Annotated in this window: 15 protein-coding genes and 1 tRNA gene; 11 read left to right on the top strand and 5 right to left on the bottom strand. The window is 67.4% G+C overall.

Features of this window, described 5'->3' with window-relative positions:
• Positions 1 to 213 precede the first annotated feature (213 nt).
• From ABAZ39_RS30430 to ABAZ39_RS30395, 8 genes are all read left to right on the top strand, one after another.
• Positions 214 to 1,356 (top strand): c-type cytochrome, encoded by a 1,143-nt coding sequence (locus tag ABAZ39_RS30430; protein ID WP_040138046.1) that lies wholly within the window; start codon positions 214 to 216, stop codon positions 1,354 to 1,356.
• 412 nt (positions 1,357 to 1,768) lie between these two features.
• Positions 1,769 to 1,969, top strand: coding sequence for a hypothetical protein (locus ABAZ39_RS30425; protein ID WP_040138044.1), 201 nt, complete (start codon positions 1,769 to 1,771; stop codon positions 1,967 to 1,969).
• A 73-nt stretch (positions 1,970 to 2,042) separates the two neighbouring features.
• Positions 2,043 to 2,822: a MetQ/NlpA family ABC transporter substrate-binding protein gene (locus tag ABAZ39_RS30420; RefSeq protein ID WP_014198187.1), complete on the top strand. Its 780-nt coding sequence runs from the start codon at positions 2,043 to 2,045 to the stop codon at positions 2,820 to 2,822.
• Between the two features lie 203 nt (positions 2,823 to 3,025).
• A complete protein-coding gene (locus tag ABAZ39_RS30415; protein WP_040138042.1) occupies positions 3,026 to 4,696 on the top strand; it encodes an acyl-CoA synthetase in 1,671 nt (556 codons plus the stop codon).
• A complete protein-coding gene (locus ABAZ39_RS30410; RefSeq protein ID WP_040138040.1) occupies positions 4,693 to 5,757 on the top strand; it encodes a methionine ABC transporter ATP-binding protein in 1,065 nt (354 codons plus the stop codon). The genes ABAZ39_RS30415 and ABAZ39_RS30410 overlap by 4 nt, the downstream gene beginning before the upstream one ends.
• Positions 5,723 to 6,391 carry a methionine ABC transporter permease gene (locus ABAZ39_RS30405; RefSeq protein ID WP_103039689.1) on the top strand — a complete coding sequence of 223 codons (669 nt, stop codon included), beginning with the start codon at positions 5,723 to 5,725 and terminating at the stop codon, positions 6,389 to 6,391. Before ABAZ39_RS30410 ends, ABAZ39_RS30405 begins: the two co-directional genes overlap by 35 nt.
• A 10-nt stretch (positions 6,392 to 6,401) precedes the next feature.
• Positions 6,402 to 7,202, top strand: a complete 801-nt coding sequence (locus tag ABAZ39_RS30400; RefSeq protein WP_051658757.1) for a MetQ/NlpA family ABC transporter substrate-binding protein — start codon at positions 6,402 to 6,404, stop codon at positions 7,200 to 7,202.
• Between the two features lie 262 nt (positions 7,203 to 7,464).
• Entirely contained in the window at positions 7,465 to 8,061 is a 597-nt protein-coding gene (locus tag ABAZ39_RS30395) for a PDC sensor domain-containing protein (RefSeq protein WP_040138038.1), read from the top strand.
• A 59-nt stretch (positions 8,062 to 8,120) separates the two neighbouring features.
• On the opposite strand, the gene ABAZ39_RS30390 is transcribed toward ABAZ39_RS30395, so the two are convergent.
• Entirely contained in the window at positions 8,121 to 10,184 is a 2,064-nt protein-coding gene (locus ABAZ39_RS30390) for a putative bifunctional diguanylate cyclase/phosphodiesterase (RefSeq protein ID WP_040138037.1), read from the bottom strand.
• Between the two features lie 351 nt (positions 10,185 to 10,535).
• Positions 10,536 to 10,718 (bottom strand): zinc-finger domain-containing protein, encoded by a 183-nt coding sequence (locus ABAZ39_RS30385; protein WP_014199832.1) that lies wholly within the window; start codon positions 10,716 to 10,718, stop codon positions 10,536 to 10,538.
• A 180-nt stretch (positions 10,719 to 10,898) separates the two neighbouring features.
• Between ABAZ39_RS30385 and ABAZ39_RS30380 the strand changes: the two genes are divergently transcribed.
• From ABAZ39_RS30380 to ABAZ39_RS30370, 3 genes are all read left to right on the top strand, one after another.
• On the top strand, positions 10,899 to 11,912 hold the full coding sequence (locus tag ABAZ39_RS30380) for an ABC transporter ATP-binding protein (protein WP_040138035.1): 1,014 nt from the start codon (positions 10,899 to 10,901) through the stop codon (positions 11,910 to 11,912).
• Positions 11,913 to 11,925: 13 nt separating this feature from the next.
• Positions 11,926 to 12,903 (top strand): alpha/beta hydrolase, encoded by a 978-nt coding sequence (locus ABAZ39_RS30375; RefSeq protein WP_081863447.1) that lies wholly within the window; start codon positions 11,926 to 11,928, stop codon positions 12,901 to 12,903.
• 96 nt (positions 12,904 to 12,999) lie between these two features.
• Positions 13,000 to 13,076: transfer RNA gene (locus tag ABAZ39_RS30370), tRNA-Arg, on the top strand.
• 92 nt (positions 13,077 to 13,168) lie between these two features.
• On the opposite strand, the gene ABAZ39_RS30365 is transcribed toward ABAZ39_RS30370, so the two are convergent.
• From ABAZ39_RS30365 to ABAZ39_RS30355, 3 genes are read right to left on the bottom strand one after another with little or no spacing between them, the layout of a single operon-like run.
• The gene (locus ABAZ39_RS30365; RefSeq protein WP_040138033.1) at positions 13,169 to 14,209 is read right to left on the bottom strand and encodes a sensor histidine kinase; all 1,041 of its coding nucleotides are present in this window, start codon (positions 14,207 to 14,209) and stop codon (positions 13,169 to 13,171) included.
• Positions 14,206 to 14,655 (bottom strand): response regulator, encoded by a 450-nt coding sequence (locus tag ABAZ39_RS30360; protein WP_040138031.1) that lies wholly within the window; start codon positions 14,653 to 14,655, stop codon positions 14,206 to 14,208. The genes ABAZ39_RS30365 and ABAZ39_RS30360 overlap by 4 nt, the downstream gene beginning before the upstream one ends.
• Complete coding sequence (locus tag ABAZ39_RS30355; RefSeq protein ID WP_040138029.1) at positions 14,645 to 16,144, bottom strand: sensor histidine kinase; 1,500 nt, start codon at positions 16,142 to 16,144, stop codon at positions 14,645 to 14,647. Before ABAZ39_RS30355 ends, ABAZ39_RS30360 begins: the two co-directional genes overlap by 11 nt.
• Positions 16,145 to 16,296 lie beyond the last annotated feature (152 nt).

Below are 16,296 nucleotides of genomic sequence, written 5' to 3'. Positions count from 1 at the left end.
AGCCAGGGCCGCCCCCTGCCACTTCCGTCTGTGTCCCTCGCTGCGGCCAGACCTGCGGTCCATGCACCCCCCTCGCGGCGTTGGCCCGCGGCGGCGGGCGGCGTCGTTGCACGGCTAAACTCACGGCAAGGCCGCAGGTTCCGCCGGAACTTCGGTCAGCGAGGGAGCATTCATTCGGGGACGAACACTCACAACCGGCGGAGCGTCCCATCCATGCGCAGAGTTCTGACGATCATCGGGCTGGTTCTGGGCGCCCAAGCGGTGGGGGGCTTCCTGTTCGCCTGGTCGGGGCTCTACAGCATCGCCGCCAGCAAGGAGCACTGGCCGCCGGTCCACTGGTTCTTCAGCATGGCGATGCGCAGCTCCATCGAGACGCACGCCGCTTTCGTCGGCGATCCGCCCGACCTCGACGACCCAGCGCTGATCCGGCGTGGCGCCGGCCATTACGAGGACGGCTGCGCCCCTTGCCACGGCGCGCCCGACGTCGGACGCAACCCGATTTCGCGCCACATGCTGCCCACCCCGCCCTTCCTGCCGGGCCATGCCGGGGACTGGACGGACAAGCAGCTCTATTGGATCACCTACAACGGCATCAAATACGCCGGCATGCCCGCCTGGCCGGCGCAGGCGCGCGACGACGAGCCGTGGGCGGTGGCCGCCTTCCTGCGCCGGCTCGACAGCATGAGCGCCGAGGAGTACCGCCGTCTGGCCTTCGGGGAGACGCCGCCGGACGGCGACCGCTCGGCGCTGAGCGATCTGGCGATGCTGGACGGCTCTGCCCGTGAGGTTCTGGACAATTGCGCGCGCTGTCACGGCTATGACGGCGCCGGGGGCGGCGCCGGGGACAGCGCCGCCGCCTTCCCCCGCCTGTCCGGCCAGAACGCCGACTATCTCTTCCACGCGCTGAAGGCCTACGCCGAGGGCGGGCGGCACAGCGGCATCATGCAGCCGGTGGCCGCCGGGCTGGACGATTCGATCCTGCGCAGCCTCGCCGACCACTATGCGGGGCAGACGGCGGCGCCCTACCCGCCCCCGCCCGCCGATGCCGATCCGGCCCTGCTGGAACTGGGCGCCCGGCTGGCCGAGTCCGGCGACCGCGACACCGGCGTGCCGGCCTGCTCCGGCTGCCACGGCGAGGACCGCGACCCGCGCTACCCCCGCCTCGACGGGCAGCACGCGAGCTACATCGCCGACCAGCTCCGCCTCTGGCAGAGGGACGCCCACGGCGACACGCCGCTCTCCAGGATCATGGGCGCCGCGGTGCGCAACCTGACGGAGGAGCAGATCCGCGCCCTGTCGCTGCATTACGCGCAGAGCCGACCGCGGGAGACAGCGAGCGAGAGCGGCCGGCGCTGAGTGCCGACCATCATGGCAGCAGCGACTAATTAACAAAAATTGATGGCTGTATGCTCATTTTCACAAAATCAATTCACTTTCCGCCTTGACCGAATGCCCACTTACATTGTAGATAAAAAGCCGGACGCCCAAGGGGGGCGCCCCGCGGCAATTTGATCGCCAGCTTGCGCCGCGTCACCAAACGCTAAAGCGCCACGATACCGGTCGTGGAACTCTGAAAGGAGTGACCGGAATGACCATGATGACCAACCCCTCCCCAGCCGATCGGACCGGCACCGTGACGGGTCTGTGTTGCCGAATGCGCAACGCCTCGTGTCGCCGCTGACCTCAGCGCGCCAAGCCGTCCCGTCCAGCATCCGATCCGTATGAAACCCGCGCGCCACAGCGCCGCGGGCCGAGGGAGAACACCGTCATGAGCACGTCCAACGCCTACGCCATCGAGGTCCAGGGCCGGTCCGCCGGCATTGTCGTCGCCGGCCAGGGCGGCTTCACCTTCTTCGTGTCCGACTGGTCCTTCAAGGACCTCGACCGCCAGACCTTCCGCAACGTCGGACAGGCCGAGCGCGCCGCCAAACAGTTGGCGGCCCGGCGCTCCGGAGTGCGGCGGCGCTGATCGCGCGCCCACATTTCACACCGACCCCGCGCCCGATCCCAATATTCCACACCGCCGATAAAGGACCCGTTCCGTGAAAGCCTTTCTGACGTCCATTGTCACCGCCGCCCTTCTCACCGTTTCCACCGGCGCCGGCGCCGCGGCCCTCAAGCTCGGCGTGTCCGCCGGTCCCTATGGCGAGATCCTGGAATACACGGCAAAGATCGCCGCCAAGGAAGGCCTGAAGGCGGAGGTGATCGAGTTCACCGACTGGAACATGCCCAACGCGGCGCTGCAGTCCGGCGACATCGACGCCAACAACTTCCAGCACCAGCCCTTCCTGGACAACCAGATCAAGCAGCGCGGCTACGACATCGTGCCGGTCGCCAAGAGCATCGTCGTGCCCATGGGCATCTACGCGAAGAAGGTGCAATCGCTGGCCGACCTGAAGGAGGGGGCCAGCGTCTCCATCCCCAACGACCCGACCAACGGCGCCCGCGCGCTGTTCCTGCTGGCCAAGGCCGGGGTGATCGGGCTGAAGGACGGGGCGGGCCTGAACACCTCCATCGCCGACATCGCGTCCAACCCGAAGAAGATCAAGCTGGTGGAGTTGGACGCGGCCCAGCTTCCGCGCTCGCTCGACGACGTGGACGCCTCGGTCATCACGCTGAACTACGCGGTCCTGGCCGGGCTGACCCCGAAGACCGCCCTGGTTCTGGAGGACGACCAGTCGAAATGGCACCTCGTCTGGGCCGTCCGCAAGGATCGCGCCGAGGACCCGGCGATCAAGCGCTTCATCGAACTGTATCGCTCCGCCGAGGTGCGGGACTTCATCAACACGCGCTTCAACGGCACCATCATCCCGACCTGGTGAGCGTCGCCGGTTGTCATAGCCCTCTCCCCTCCGGGGAGAGGGTGGCCCGGAGGGCCGGTGAGGGGGTTGTGCTTTTGCCGGACGTGGCGCCACGCGCGTTGTGCTTTTGCCGGACGTGGCGCCACGCGCAACCCCCTCACCCTAACCCTCTCCCCTGAGGGGAGAGGGGAAGTCGAAAGCGATTCTTTCCAGGAAGCTCCGTCATGACCGGCCCGTTCAGCCGCACCGCCTCGATCTTCGACCGCGGTCTCGCCCCCGACCCCGCGAACCACGTCCCGCTCAGCCCGCTCAGCTTCCTGAAACGCGCGGCGAAGGTCTATCCGGACAAGCCGGCCATCCGCCACGGCCGCCGCACCATCACCTACGCGCAGTTCCACGACCGGGTACGGCGCTTCGCCGGGGCGCTGCTGCGGGCCGGGGTGGGTCGGGGCGACACGGTGTCGGTGCTGGCGCCCAACGTCCCGGCGCTGCTGGAGGCGCACTACGCGGTGCCGCTGGCCGGCGCAGTCCTGAACGCGCTGAACACCCGGCTGGATGCCGCGGCCATCGCCTTCATCCTGGACCACAGTGAAACGGTGTTGCTGATCGTCGACCGCGAGCTGTCGCCGGTCGCCAAGGCGGCGCTCGCCCGGACGGAGCGCCCCGTCACGCTGGTGGAGATCGCCGACGAGCAGGCGCCCGACGCGCCGTCGCTGGGTGCCGTGGAGTATGAGGACTTCCTCGCCGCTGCCGACCCCGCCCCCTGGCGCGGGCCGGACGACGAGTGGCAGGCCATCGCGCTGAACTACACCAGCGGCACCACCGGCAACCCCAAGGGCGTCGTCTACCACCACCGCGGCGCCTATCTGAACGCGCTGGGCAACGCCTTCACCCTGAACGTCCGGCCCGAGAGCGTCTTCCTGTGGACGCTGCCGATGTTCCACTGCAACGGCTGGACCTACAGCTGGGCGGTCACCGCCGCGGGCGGCACCCATGTCTGCCTGCGCCGGGTGGAGCCGGCGGCAATTTTCGACGCCATCGCGGAGTTGGGCGTCACCCATCTGTGCGGCGCGCCGATCGTGCTGAACATGCTGATCCACGCCCCTGCGGCGGTGCGGGGGCACGCCCCCCGCCGCGTCATCGTGGGCACCGGCGGCGCCGCCCCGCCCTCCGCGGTCCTCGCCGGCATGACGGCGCTGGGTTTCGAGGTGGTGCATATGTACGGGCTGACCGAATGCTACGGCCCGGCCACCGTCTGCGCCCCGCAGGAGGGCTGGGAGGATCTCGACGCCGACGGGCTGGCCCTGCAGTTCGCGCGGCAGGGGGTGAACCACGTCGCGGTGGAGGACGCCACCGTGCTCGACCGCGAGACCGGCCGGCCGGTGCCCGCCGACGCGCAGACCATCGGCGAGATCGCGCTGCGCGGCAACACGGTGATGAAGGGCTATCTGAAGAACCCCGCGGCGACCAAGGAGGCGCTGAAGGACGGCTGGTTCCGCACCGGGGACCTGGGCGTGCTGCATCCCGACGGCTATATCGAGGTGAAGGACCGCAGCAAGGACATCATCATATCGGGCGGCGAGAACATCTCGTCCCTGGAGGTGGAGGAAGCGTTGTATCGGCACCCCGCCGTTCTGGAGGCCGCCGTGGTCGCCCGCCCCGACGATCGTTGGGGCGAGAGCCCCTGCGCCTTCGTGACGGTGAAGCCCGGCAGCGAACGCCCCTCTGAGTCCGAGATAATTCAATGGTGCCGGGACCGCATTGCGCACTACAAGGTGCCGCGCACCGTTGTGTTCAGCGATCTGCCGAAGACATCGACCGGTAAAATCCAGAAGACCGTCCTGCGCGACGCGGCCCGCGATCTGGGCGCGCGTCGGGAGGCCAAGAGCGTATGATAACCTTCGAACAGCTTCAGAAAACCTACCCGTCCCGCGGCACCGGCCAGCCGGTCCAGGCGCTCGCCGACATCAACCTGACCATCGGGCGCGGCGAGATCTACGGAATCATCGGGCGTTCGGGCGCCGGCAAATCCACGCTGCTGCGCACCGTGAACCTGCTGGAGAAGCCGACATCGGGCCGCGTGCTGGTCGACGGGGTGGACGTCACCGCCCTGTCGCCGCGCGATCTGCGCGAAGCGCGGCACAGCATCGGCATGATCTTCCAGCACTTCAACCTGCTGTCCTCGCGCACGGTGTTCGACAACGTCGCCCTGCCGCTGGAGCTGGCCGGGGTGGCGAAGGCGCAGATCCGCGCGACGGTGGAGCCGCTGCTCGACCTCGTCGGCCTCACCGACAAGCGCGACCGCTACCCGGCGGAGCTGTCGGGCGGGCAGAAGCAGCGCGTCGGCATCGCCCGCGCGCTGGCCAGCAAGCCCAAGGTGCTGCTGTCGGACGAGGCGACCTCCGCGCTGGACCCGGAGACGACGACCCAGATCCTCCACTTGCTGGCCGACATCAACAAGCGGCTGGGCCTGACCATCGTCCTGATCACCCACGAGATCGCCGTCATCAAGGAGATCTGCCACAAGGTGGCGGTGATGGAGAACGGGCGGATCATCGAGCAGGGGCCGGTCTTCGACATCTTCGCGCACCCCAAGCACGAGACGACGAAAACCTTCGTCGATCCGGTCATCAACCGCGGCATCCCGGACAGTCTACGCGCCCGCCTGTCGGCGACGCCGGTGCCGGGGTCGAACATGGTGCTGCGCATCACCTTCACGGGCGAGCGCGCGACCTCCCCGGTGATCAGCGCGATCAGCCGCAAGATGAACCTGGACCTGAACATCTGGCACGGCCAGATCGACGAGATCCAGGGCGCGCCCTTCGGAACGCTGGTGGTGGAGGCCATCGGCAACCCGCAGTCCATCGAGGCGGCCATCAGCCTCCTCAACGTCAACAAGCTCGGTGTCGAGGTGCTCGGTCATGCTGTCCCCGGAAATCTACGCGCTGCTGTTTAAGGCGCTTCTCGACACGCTCTACATGGTGGCGGTGTCGGGCCTTCTGGGCACGGCGCTGGGCCTTCCGCTGGGCGTGCTCCTGGCCGTCACCGGCCGGGGGGAGCTGTTGCAGAATCTCACCTTCAACCGGGTCGCCGGCGTGCTGGTGAACATGACGCGCTCCACCCCCTTCATCATCCTGGTGGTGGCGATCATCCCCTTCACCCGCCTGATCGCCGGCACCTCCATCGGCACCGCCGCGGCCATCGTGCCGCTGACGGTCGCCGCCGTGCCCTTCATCGCCCGCATCGTCGAGGGCGCCGTGCGCGAGGTCGACCGCGGCCTGATCGAGGCGGCGCAGTCCATGGGCGCCACGCCCTTCCAGATCATCCGCAAGGTCCTGCTGCCGGAGGCGATGCCCGCCATTGCGCTGGGCCTGACCCTGTCGGTGGTCAGCCTGATCGGCTATTCGGCCATGGTGGGTGCCGTCGGCGGCGGCGGCCTGGGCGACCTCGGCATCCGCTACGGCTACCAGCGCTTCCTGCCGGAGGTGATGCTGGCCGTGGTCATCGTGCTGATCGTGCTGGTGCAGATCGTTCAATCGACGGGCGACTGGATCGCCCGCCGCGTCAACAAACGCAACCTGAAGTCCTGAGGAGTTGGAGATGTTCCGTACCCGTGTGCTCGGCGCGGCCTTTGGTCTGGTGGCCGGCATCGCGACCCTGGCGACCGCCGTTAGCGCGTCGGCCGAAGCCCTGAAGATCGGCGTCACCCCCGGCCCGCACGGCCAGATCCTGGAAAAGGTGAAGCCGCTGGCCGCCAAGGAGGGCCTCGACCTGACGGTTCTGGAGTTCTCCGACTACGTCATCCCGAACCAGGCGCTGGCCCAGGGCGACCTGAACGCCAACTCCTTCCAGCACCAGCCCTACCTGGACAATCAGGTGAAGGACCGCGGCTACGAGCTGGTCAGCGTCGCCAAGACGGTGATCTTCCCGATGGGCGTCTATTCGAAGAAGGTGAAGAGCCTGGACGAGCTGCCCGACGGCGCCAAGGTCTCCATCCCCAACGACCCGACCAACGGCGGCCGCGCCCTGCTGCTGCTCCAGGCCAAGGGCCTGCTGAAGGTGAAGGAGAGCGCCGGCCTGAAGGCCTCGCCGCTCGACATCGCCGAGAACCCGAAGAAGCTCCAGATCCTGGAACTCGACGCCGCGCAGCTCCCGCGCTCGCTGGACGACGTGACCGTGGCGGTCATCAACACCAACTTCGCCATGGAATCCGGCCTGGACCCGAACAAGGACGCCATCGCCCGCGAGGCCAGCGAGAGCCCCTACGCCAACGTCATCGCCGTCCGCAAGGCCGACCAGGACAAGCCGTGGGTCGCCACGCTGGTGAAGGTGTACCAGAGCGACGAGGTGAAGCAGTTCATCCTCGACCGCTTCAAGGGTGCCGTGGTCCCGGCCTGGTAACCCGCCGCCGGACCGGAAAGGCCCTTCCTCCAGCCGGGGGAAGGGCCTTTTTCTTTGGCCGTGACGCCACGATGGCCCGACCCAAGGAAATCCCCGCAGGGCGCTTCAAGGACAACAATGGTTAGTCTCACTGATTTTCCGCTAAACGGAATAAATCGCGCATTCCTCTGACGGTCGGGATGAAGCGGGACCTATGGTTCTGCGCCCACGGAGCACAGGCCGCAAAGACGGCCCGCGGGCGGATCAACCTTGGGAGGAATCGATGTCCAAACGCTTTTCCCTGCTGCTCTCCACCGCGGCGGTCCTGACCATGCTCGGCACCCTGCCGGCCTACGCCGCCGACCCCGCCCTGGAAGCCAACGTCCGCAAGACGGTGAGCCCGCAGACCCAGACCTGGCTTGCCGATCCGGCGGTGGTCGACGCCGTCAAGGCCCAGAACGCGCAGAACAAGGGCCTCGACCAGGCCAAGATCGACGCCATGGACAACGACTGGAAGGCGGCGGCCAAGGCCAAGTCCGCCAACCCGACCTATGACAAGATCGCCGCCAACGCCGTGACCAAGCGCCTGAAGGAGGTGACGGACAAGAGCAACGGCCGGATCGTGGAAATCCTGCTGATGGACAACCGCGGCCTGAACGTGGCCCAGACCGGCGGCACCTCCGACTATTGGCAGGGCGACGAGCCGAAGTGGCAGAAGGTCTACAGCGGCGGCTCCGACCTCTACATGACCGACCCGGAGAAGGACGCCGAGACGAACGCCATGCTGACCGAGGTCAGCGTTCCCGTGCTCGACCCGGCCAGCAAGGAGAAGATCGGCGTGGCGATGATCGTGCTCGACACCAACAAGCTCGGCAACTGACGGGGCGCGGCTTCCCGCCGGCCCGCTCCAATCGGACAGCGGCCGGCCGGGGAGCCACTCTACCGGGCGTTCTCAACCAGGAAGCGCTGGAAGGCGTCCACATCCAGCGGGCGGCTGATCAGGAAGCCCTGGATGCGCGTGCAGCGCTGGCGGCGCAGCATGTCCGCCTGCTCCTCCGTCTCCACCCCCTCGGCGATGGTGTCGAAGCCCAGGCTGTCGGCCAGATTCACGATGGTGTTGACGATGGCCGGGTCGGTGGCCGACTGCACGATGTCGCGGACGAAGCTGCGGTCGATCTTCAGCGTGTTGATGGGGAAGCGCTTCAGATAGGCCAGCGAGGAGTAGCCGGTCCCGAAATCGTCGATGGACAGGCGGATGCCGATCCCCTTCAGCCCGTGCAGGATGGTCACCGCCTTCTCGATGTCGCCGATCATGGCGCCCTCGGTCAGCTCCAACTCCAGCCGCTCCGGCGGCACGCCGCTGCGCTCCACCACGTCGCGGACGAAGTTCACCAGACGCGCGTCCTGGAACTGGCGCGGCGACAGGTTGACCGACACCGAGGCGATGTCCAGCCCGGCGGCCAGCCAGCCGGCCAGCCGGCCGCAGGCCTCCCTCAGGGTCCAGGCGCCGATTTCCCAGATCAGGCCGGTCTCCTCGGCCAGCGGGATGAACTCCGCCGGGCTGACGAGGCCGCGCACCGGATGGTGCCAGCGGATCAGCGCCTCCGCCCCGATCACCCGGTGGAAGCCGCGCTGCGGCATGTCGACCTTGGGCTGGAAATGCAGCGCGAACTCCTCGCCGGTCGCGGCGGCGCGGCGCAGGTCGCTTTCCAGCCCCAACGTGAAGCCGGTGCGCTCCCGCATGCCCGCCTCGTAGAAGACGAACTTGCATTCCGGGTTGCGCTTGGCGTGGTACATGGCGAGGTCGGCGTTGCGCAGGAGCTGGTCCGCCGTCTCGCCGTCATCGGGGAAGAAGGCGACACCGATCGAGGCGCCGCAGAACAGTTCCTGGTTGTGGACGGCGAAGGGCTCGCCCATCGAATAGAGCACCTTCTCGACCAGCCGGGCGCCGGAGGCGCGGTCCATCGCGTCGGGCGCCACGATCAGGAACTCGTCGCCGCCCAGCCGGCCCACCGTGTCGGACACGCGGGTGCAGTTGCGCAGGCGCTTCGCCACCAGCTTCAGCAGGTCGTCGCCGGCGTGGTGGCCCAGCGTGTCGTTCACCTGCTTGAAGCGGTTGAGGTCGAGGAAGGCCACGGCGACCTTGGTGCGCATGCGCTGGGCGCGCGCGATGGCCTCCTCCAGCCGCTCGCAGACCAGCCAGCGGTTGGGCAGGTCGGTCAGCCGGTCGAAGCTGGCCTGGTAGCGGATCTGGTGTTCCTGATACTTGCGCTGGCTGATGTCGGCGAGCGTCAGCACGTAATGCTCCAGCGCACCGCCCGGCGCGCGCACCGCCGTGACCGACAACGAGGCCGCGAAGGCGTCGCCGGAATGGCGGAAGCTGGTCACCTCGCCCTGCCAGCGCCCTTCCGTGCGGGCGGTGCGCCAGATGTCGTCGATGAAGGCGCGCTCGTGCGAGCCGGGAGCGAAGATCACCAGCGGGCGGTGGAGAAGCGCCTCCCGCTGGAAGTCGGTCATCACCTCGTAGGCCGGGTTGACCGCCTGTACCGACAGGTCGGGGTCCACGATAAGGATGCCGTCGGCCACGCTGTCGAAGACGGTGGCGAGCAGGCGGATCTTCTCCTCATGCTGCTTGCGCTCGGTGATGTCCTGGACGGTGCCTTCGTAGTAGCGGATGCGGCCCTGCGGATCGCGCACGCAGCGCGCGTTCTCCGAGATCCAGATGATCGAGCCGTCGTTACGGAAGACCCGCGCCTCGAAGCTCTGCACCACGTCGCGCTCGGCCATCAGGCGGGCGAAGGCCTCACGCTTGCCGGGGTCGACGTAGAGCTGGCCGGCGATGTCCGTCAGGTTGTCGATCAGGTCGGCCGGCGACCGGTAGCCGTAGATCCGCGCCAGCGCCGGATTGACCCGCAGATAACGCCCGTCCACCGTGGTCTGGTAAATACCTTCGACCGCGTTCTCGAAAATACTTCTGTATTGCTCTTCCGTCTCTTGGCTCATGGACCGGGCCTCATCTGGCGCGAGAGCGTTGGCCTCAGGAAAAAGCATGCGAAGGACCTGAGCGGGCAATTGCGATGGACGCCTCTTTTGCGCCGCAAAAAAGTAGAAGGCGGATCGCGACGCGCGTCAAGGCGGTTCGTTTTATATTTTTCACAATTGCAATAAAAGAGGCATATGACCCATCCCGCCCGGACGTTGCATCGCCACAGCGTCGGGTGGCGGAAAGGCCACAGAAAAGGCCACAAAATTGGGCTGAACCACCGGTTCGAACCGCCGGCAAACAAAAAGGGCCGGATCGCTCCGGCCCTTGCTGTGCGCGGGATTTCCGCCCTGTAAGAGGCGCCGCCGGGCTCAGTGCCCGTGCGTGCCCGTCTTGGCGCCTTCCTTCAGGACGAAGTGACGCGAGCAGTAGGGGCATTCGACCTTCCCCTCGGCGCTCAGCGTCAGATAGACCAGCGGGTGGCCGAGCGCGCCGCCGCCACCGTCGCACCCGACGGTCAGGGTCTCGACTTCGATCGTTTCAACTGGCTGCATGGCAGACATCCTCCACTTTGACACACGCGCGCGTTAACGCCATCGTTAAGATGCCCACCGAATGAGGCACGCGCGCGGGGTCGGATCATACCCAACGCGCCGGACGGATCAAGTGATTGGACAGTGATCGCCCCCGGGGGTTCGGACTCGGGGCACGACCGGAAAGGCCCTTTCGATTCCATGGTTGCGCACGCCCCGCTGAACGCCGCCACCTTGCCCACCCACGCCGTCCCCGCCTACGCCGTGGAGGTGCGCGGCCTCACCAAGACCTATCAGGCGGCCGGCAAGGCCGGCCCGAAACAAGCTCTTAAGGGCATCGACCTGGCGATTCCGCGCGGGGCGGTGTTCGGGCTGCTGGGGCCGAACGGGGCGGGCAAGTCGACGCTCATCAACATCATGGCCGGGCTGGTCAACAAGACCGGCGGCACGGTGTCGATCTGGGGAACCGACATCGACGCCCATCCGCGCCAGGCGCGGGCGTCGATCGGCGTGGTCCCCCAGGAACTGAACATGGACCCTTTTTTCACCCCGCGGGAAATGCTGGAGCTTCAGGCCGGCCTCTACGGCGTGCCCAAGGCCGAGCGCCGGACCGAGGAACTGCTGGAAGCCGTGGGGCTGCGCGACAAGGCCGACGCCTACGCCCGGTCGCTGTCGGGCGGCATGAAGCGGCGGCTGATGGTGGCGAAGGCGATGGTCCACACCCCGCCCGTCCTGGTGCTGGACGAGCCGACCGCCGGCGTGGACGTGGAACTGCGCATCCAACTGTGGGAGCATGTCCGCAAGCTGAACCGCGAGGGCTCGACGGTGCTGCTGACCACCCACTATCTGGAGGAGGCGCAGGAGCTGTGCGACTCCATCGCCATCATCAACCATGGCACGGTGGTGGCCTGCGAGCCGACCGCGACGCTGCTCCGCCGAGTGGACGCCAAGGCGCTGACCGTTCTGGTCGACCGCGACCTGGACGCCGTGCCGGCGGAACTGTCCGCCTTCACTGCCGAACTGGCCGAGCCGCGGCGCCTGATCGTCCGCTACCAGCCGAGCCGCCAGAGGGTGGACGGCATCCTCGCCGCCCTGGCCGGGGCGGGGCTGGGGGTCGTCGATCTCAGCACCGAGGAATCGGACCTGGAGGACATCTTCCTGCAATTGACCGGCGGCGCGCACGCCCGGAAGGAGATCGCGCACGATGCGGCGTAGGGCGGCCGGCCGGATGGCGAAACTGATCGTCGGGATCGGCCTTCTGCTGTCCGGCTGCACCGCGGCCTATCAGCCGATGGGTTTGCCCGTGACCCAGCCGGCCCTGACCGACAGCGCCCTGATCGCCGCCGATGGCTTCGAACTGCCGCTGCGGCGCTGGCTGCCCGAGGGCGGGGCGCCGCGGGCGGCGGTCCTGGCCCTGCACGGCTACAACGACTACTCCAACGCCTTCGACGGGGCCGGTCGCAGCCTCGCCGCGCGGGGGATCGCCGTCTACGCCTACGACCAGCGCGGGTTCGGCGCCACGCGGAACACCGGCATCTGGCCGGGGACCGACACGCTGGTTGCCGATCTGAAGGCGGCCGTCTCGCAAATCCACGCCCGCCATCCCGGCCTGCCGGTTTATCTGATGGGCGAGAGCATGGGCGGCGCGGTGGTGCTGACGGCGATGACCGGCCCGAATCCGCCCACGGTGAACGGCACCATCCTGGTCGCCCCCGCCGTCTGGGGCCGCGACGCGATGGGCTTCTTCCCAAGGGCGCTGCTCTGGCTCAGCTACAACACGGTCCCGGGGATGGTGGTGCACCCGCCGAAGGATCTGAAGATCCAGGCGTCGGACAACATCGAGATGCTGCGCGCGCTGGGCCGCGACCCTCTGGTCATCAAGGGCTCCCGCGTCGATGCGCTGGACGGGCTGACCGACCTGATGGGCACGGCCCTGGCCGCCTGCGGCCATCTGTCGGTGCCGTCCCTGGTGCTCTACGGCGCCCACGAGGAGGTGCTGCCGAAGACCCCGGTCAACCGCGCGGTCGAGGAGTTCGAATCCGGTGGGCGGCATGTGGTGGCGGTGTATCCCGACGGCTGGCACATGCTGCTGCGCGACCTGAAGGGTCAGGTGGTGGTCAACGACATCGCCGCCTGGATCGAGAACCCCAAGCAGCCCCTGGCGAGCGGCGCCGACCGCAACCGCAGCCTCCTGGCCGCGAAGTAAGCACGGATGGGTGGCCCCGGCGGGGTGTGAAAAAATGTCGAAAGGAGTGTTTGCACTCGGTCAGGCTTTTCGCTATGGTGCGCCTCCGCTGATGATGGACCCGTAGCTCAGCTGGATAGAGCGCTGCCCTCCGAAGGCAGAGGCCGATGGTTCGAATCCATTCGGGTCCGCCAGCGATTTCAAAGGCTTAGCCGCAATGCGCGCTAGGCCTTTTTTCGTTGTGTCAGCAGCGTGTCAGGCGCGGAAGAAGCCTCGGCAGGAATCCTCACATCGGCTGAAATGGCATCGTCAGCGTCACCCAGGTGCCAGCATGCCGCCTGTCGTAATTCAGCTGCGCTCCCAGGCTGGTCGCCATCGCCTGGACAATCCGCGTGCCCAGGCCGGTTCCCTGCGGAGCGTCGTCACGGGAGAAGCCGACACCGTCATCCTCCACGCTCACCGACAGATGCCCGTCGGCGGCGGTCGCCCGGACACGGATGCTGCCGATCCGGCCGTCCGGGTAAGCGTATTTGCAGGCGTTCGTGACCAACTCGGTCACGATCACCGCCAGGGACACGGCCTTGTCGGTCGGCACCGACACCGCATCGGCAACGACGCTGAAGCGGTCCGGGTGTCGGGTCGCCATCGCGCTGTGCATTCCGGCGAGCAGCGTTTCCAGATACAGGTCGATCCGGACCGAGCGCACGTCGTCGGAGGTGTAGAGGCTTCGATGTATACCGGCGATCGCGATGATGCGCGCCTGCGTCTCGCCCAGCGCGGCGCGGGCCTCGGGGTCGGACAGGCCGGATTTCTGCATCTGTATGAAGGCTCCAACCAGAGCCAGGCTGTTGGCGACGCGGTGGTTGACCTCTCGCAGGAGCAACTCCGCGCGGTCCCGCGCGGCACGCACCTCCCGCTCCGCAAGCTCCCTTTCCCGGCGCAGATGCGCCTTTTCCAGGGACTGCTCGATGGCCGCCGCCAGCAGATCGAAGAATTCTTCCCCGGCTTCCTTGGGGACGTAATCGTCCGCGCCGGCCTTCAGCGCCGCGACGGCCACCCGCGTGTCCCCCGCACCCGTGACGTAGACGACCGGCGGCGCATCGTCGCGCGACAGCAGGATGGGCAGGATGTCCAGCCCGGTCACCCCGGGCATCTCGTGATCCAGCCCAACCACCGCGATGCCGCCCAACTCCAGCCGGCTCAACCCCTCCTGGCCGTCCTTTGCGCACTCCACGATGTAACCGCGCCGCTCGAGCTTCCGTTGCACCAGCCGCGCCATGGCGACGTCATCGTCGATGTAGAGGAGGCGGACGGCCGGGTCGGTCATGCCACCGCCTCGGGAATTTGCATGACCGAAAAAAGCAGTTCCAGTTTCCGGATCGCGGCGGCGAAGCTTTCGTAATTCACCGGCTTGGTGATGTAGACGTTGGCCCCGAGATCGTAGCAGCGCTGGATTTCCTGCCGGTCGTCGGTCGTGGTCAACACCACGACGGGGAAGCGCTTCGTGCAGGGGTTGGCCTTGAGTCTCGCCAGGATATCGATGCCCGTCATGTCCGGAAGGTTCAAATCCAGGAGGATGAGAAGCGCCCGCCCCATGCTTGCCTGCCCGGTTCCGTCCGGACCGAACAGATAGGCGAGCGCGCTGGTGCCGTCGGTAAAGGAGACGATGTCGTTGGTCGCGCCGGAGCGACGGATGTTCTTCTCGATCAGCCGGGCATGTCCCTCGTCGTCCTCGATCAGGACGATGCACGCCGACTGAGTGTCATGCGTCATGGACGTGCTTCTCCGAAAGCTGGGTCAGGCTTCTGGGAAGGCTTATGCGAAAGACGCTGCCCTGTCCAGGCACCGATTCGACGGCAACCTCGCCTTGCAAGCGCCGGATGAGCGTCCGGACATAGGCCAGCCCGATCCCCTCTCCGGGGCGATCCTGCACGCCGGAGCGGCGGAACAGCTCGAAGATCCGTTCGTGGTCCTGAGGCGGGATTCCGCGCCCATTGTCCACGACGTCGAAGACCAGACGACCGTCCTCGACCCGCCCACGGATGGCGATCCGTCCCGTCCTCGCCGGATCGAGATACTTGATCGCGTTGTCGAGCAGGTTTCCGAACACCTGCTCCAGCGCGAGCCGGTCCGACACCAGGACCGGCAGATGCCCCTCGATGTCGATGGTGCAGTGCTGTTCGCCGGCTTGGTGGCGGAAGCTGGCGACCACGCTTTCCAGCAGAGCCCGCATGGCGACGGGTTCCGGGTTCAGCGTCCGGCCACCTTGGCGCGACAGGGCGAGGATGGCGTTGATCAGCCGGTCCATCTTCGACGTCGATGCGCGGATGAAGCCGATGGCCTCGGGCATGTCCTCGGCCACCGCCCGTCGCGCCTCTGACGCCACGGCGTCATCGCCGTCCGCCGGCTGGCGGTCGAGATGGGCACGCACGCTTGCCAGGCCCGCCTCGAATTCGCCGGTGAAGCCCATCACGTTCACCAGCGGGGCACGCAGGTCGTGGCTGACGATGTAGGCGAAGCGCTGGATTTCGTCGTTGGCCCGTTGCAGTTCCTTCGTCCGCTCCGACACGCGCTGCTCCAGGGTGTCGTTGAGCGCCTGGATCGCGCTCTGCGCCCGCATGAGGTCCTGCGCGTAGCGGAACGCGATCCAAACGGCGCCGCCGACAACCAGCACGATGAACAGGCCCCCCAGGTTGGCCACCCAACCCGACGCTCTGGCCTGCCCGATCAGGGTGGACAGCTGGGTGTCGAGTTGGGCGTCGGCGGGGGTGATGAGATCGGCGAGGGAGCGCCGGGCATCGTCCATCAGCATCATGCCGCGACCGGTGCGCACGACGGCCAGAGCCTCGTCCCGGCGGCCGGCTTCCATCAGCGCGATGGTCTGCGCCAACTCCTCCCGTTTGTCGGCGGCAAGGACGGCGAGGCGGTCCACGATGCGCAATGCGTCGGTGTTTCCGCCGGCAAGGTCATGCAGCCGGGCAATCGTGGTGTCGACCGCGGTGGTGGCGGTCTCGTAGGGCTTGAGATACTGACGGTCTTCGGTGAGAAGATAGCCCCGCTGGCCGATCTCGGCGTCCTGCAACTGGCTGAGGAGCGTCCCGGCGGCGACCCGTAGCGAGGTCATCCGGCTGACGGACCCCGAAAACTGCCGCGTGCTGTCCGCCAGCCATCCCGACGTCGCGACGATCCCCAGCAGCGCCAACGCGGCGGCAATCAGCATCAGAAGGGCGCGCCGGGTGACGGTGGTGCTGAAGGTGTGCATCGCGGACGACCGGCCCCTGCGGGGATGAGGTAAGGCCCCTATAGCAAGTCAACGCATGCTTGGCAATTTGAGCCGCACCATCAGGTTGTCGATCGGCCAGGTTGTCGATCGGCTGTTACAAGACCCGCAAAACCAGCGTCCTTTGGCGACAG

This window comes from Azospirillum argentinense, assembly GCF_000632475.1.
Taxonomy (GTDB): Bacteria; Pseudomonadota; Alphaproteobacteria; order Azospirillales; family Azospirillaceae; genus Azospirillum; species Azospirillum baldaniorum.
The sequence above is the reverse complement of the archived record's forward strand: the minus strand, read 5'-3'. Positions and strand labels throughout refer to the sequence as shown.

What these genes read in the sequence shown, in the direction of transcription:
- ABAZ39_RS30430 (WP_040138046.1), top strand. Translation starts at nt 214, where the DNA reads ATGCGCAGAGTTCTGACGATCATCGGGCTGGTTCTGGGCGCCCAAGCG.
- ABAZ39_RS30425 (WP_040138044.1), top strand. Translation starts at nt 1,769, where the DNA reads ATGAGCACGTCCAACGCCTACGCCATCGAGGTCCAGGGCCGGTCCGCC.
- ABAZ39_RS30415 (WP_040138042.1), top strand. Translation starts at nt 3,026, where the DNA reads ATGACCGGCCCGTTCAGCCGCACCGCCTCGATCTTCGACCGCGGTCTC.
- ABAZ39_RS30410 (WP_040138040.1), top strand. Translation starts at nt 4,693, where the DNA reads ATGATAACCTTCGAACAGCTTCAGAAAACCTACCCGTCCCGCGGCACC.
- ABAZ39_RS30405 (WP_103039689.1), top strand. Translation starts at nt 5,723, where the DNA reads ATGCTGTCCCCGGAAATCTACGCGCTGCTGTTTAAGGCGCTTCTCGAC.
- ABAZ39_RS30400 (WP_051658757.1), top strand. Translation starts at nt 6,402, where the DNA reads ATGTTCCGTACCCGTGTGCTCGGCGCGGCCTTTGGTCTGGTGGCCGGC.
- ABAZ39_RS30395 (WP_040138038.1), top strand. Translation starts at nt 7,465, where the DNA reads ATGTCCAAACGCTTTTCCCTGCTGCTCTCCACCGCGGCGGTCCTGACC.
- ABAZ39_RS30390 (WP_040138037.1), bottom strand. Translation starts at nt 10,184, where the DNA reads ATGAGCCAAGAGACGGAAGAGCAATACAGAAGTATTTTCGAGAACGCG.
- ABAZ39_RS30385 (WP_014199832.1), bottom strand. Translation starts at nt 10,718, where the DNA reads ATGCAGCCAGTTGAAACGATCGAAGTCGAGACCCTGACCGTCGGGTGC.
- ABAZ39_RS30380 (WP_040138035.1), top strand. Translation starts at nt 10,899, where the DNA reads ATGGTTGCGCACGCCCCGCTGAACGCCGCCACCTTGCCCACCCACGCC.
- ABAZ39_RS30375 (WP_081863447.1), top strand. Translation starts at nt 11,926, where the DNA reads ATGGCGAAACTGATCGTCGGGATCGGCCTTCTGCTGTCCGGCTGCACC.
- ABAZ39_RS30365 (WP_040138033.1), bottom strand. Translation starts at nt 14,209, where the DNA reads ATGACCGACCCGGCCGTCCGCCTCCTCTACATCGACGATGACGTCGCC.
- ABAZ39_RS30360 (WP_040138031.1), bottom strand. Translation starts at nt 14,655, where the DNA reads ATGACGCATGACACTCAGTCGGCGTGCATCGTCCTGATCGAGGACGAC.
- ABAZ39_RS30355 (WP_040138029.1), bottom strand. Translation starts at nt 16,144, where the DNA reads ATGCACACCTTCAGCACCACCGTCACCCGGCGCGCCCTTCTGATGCTG.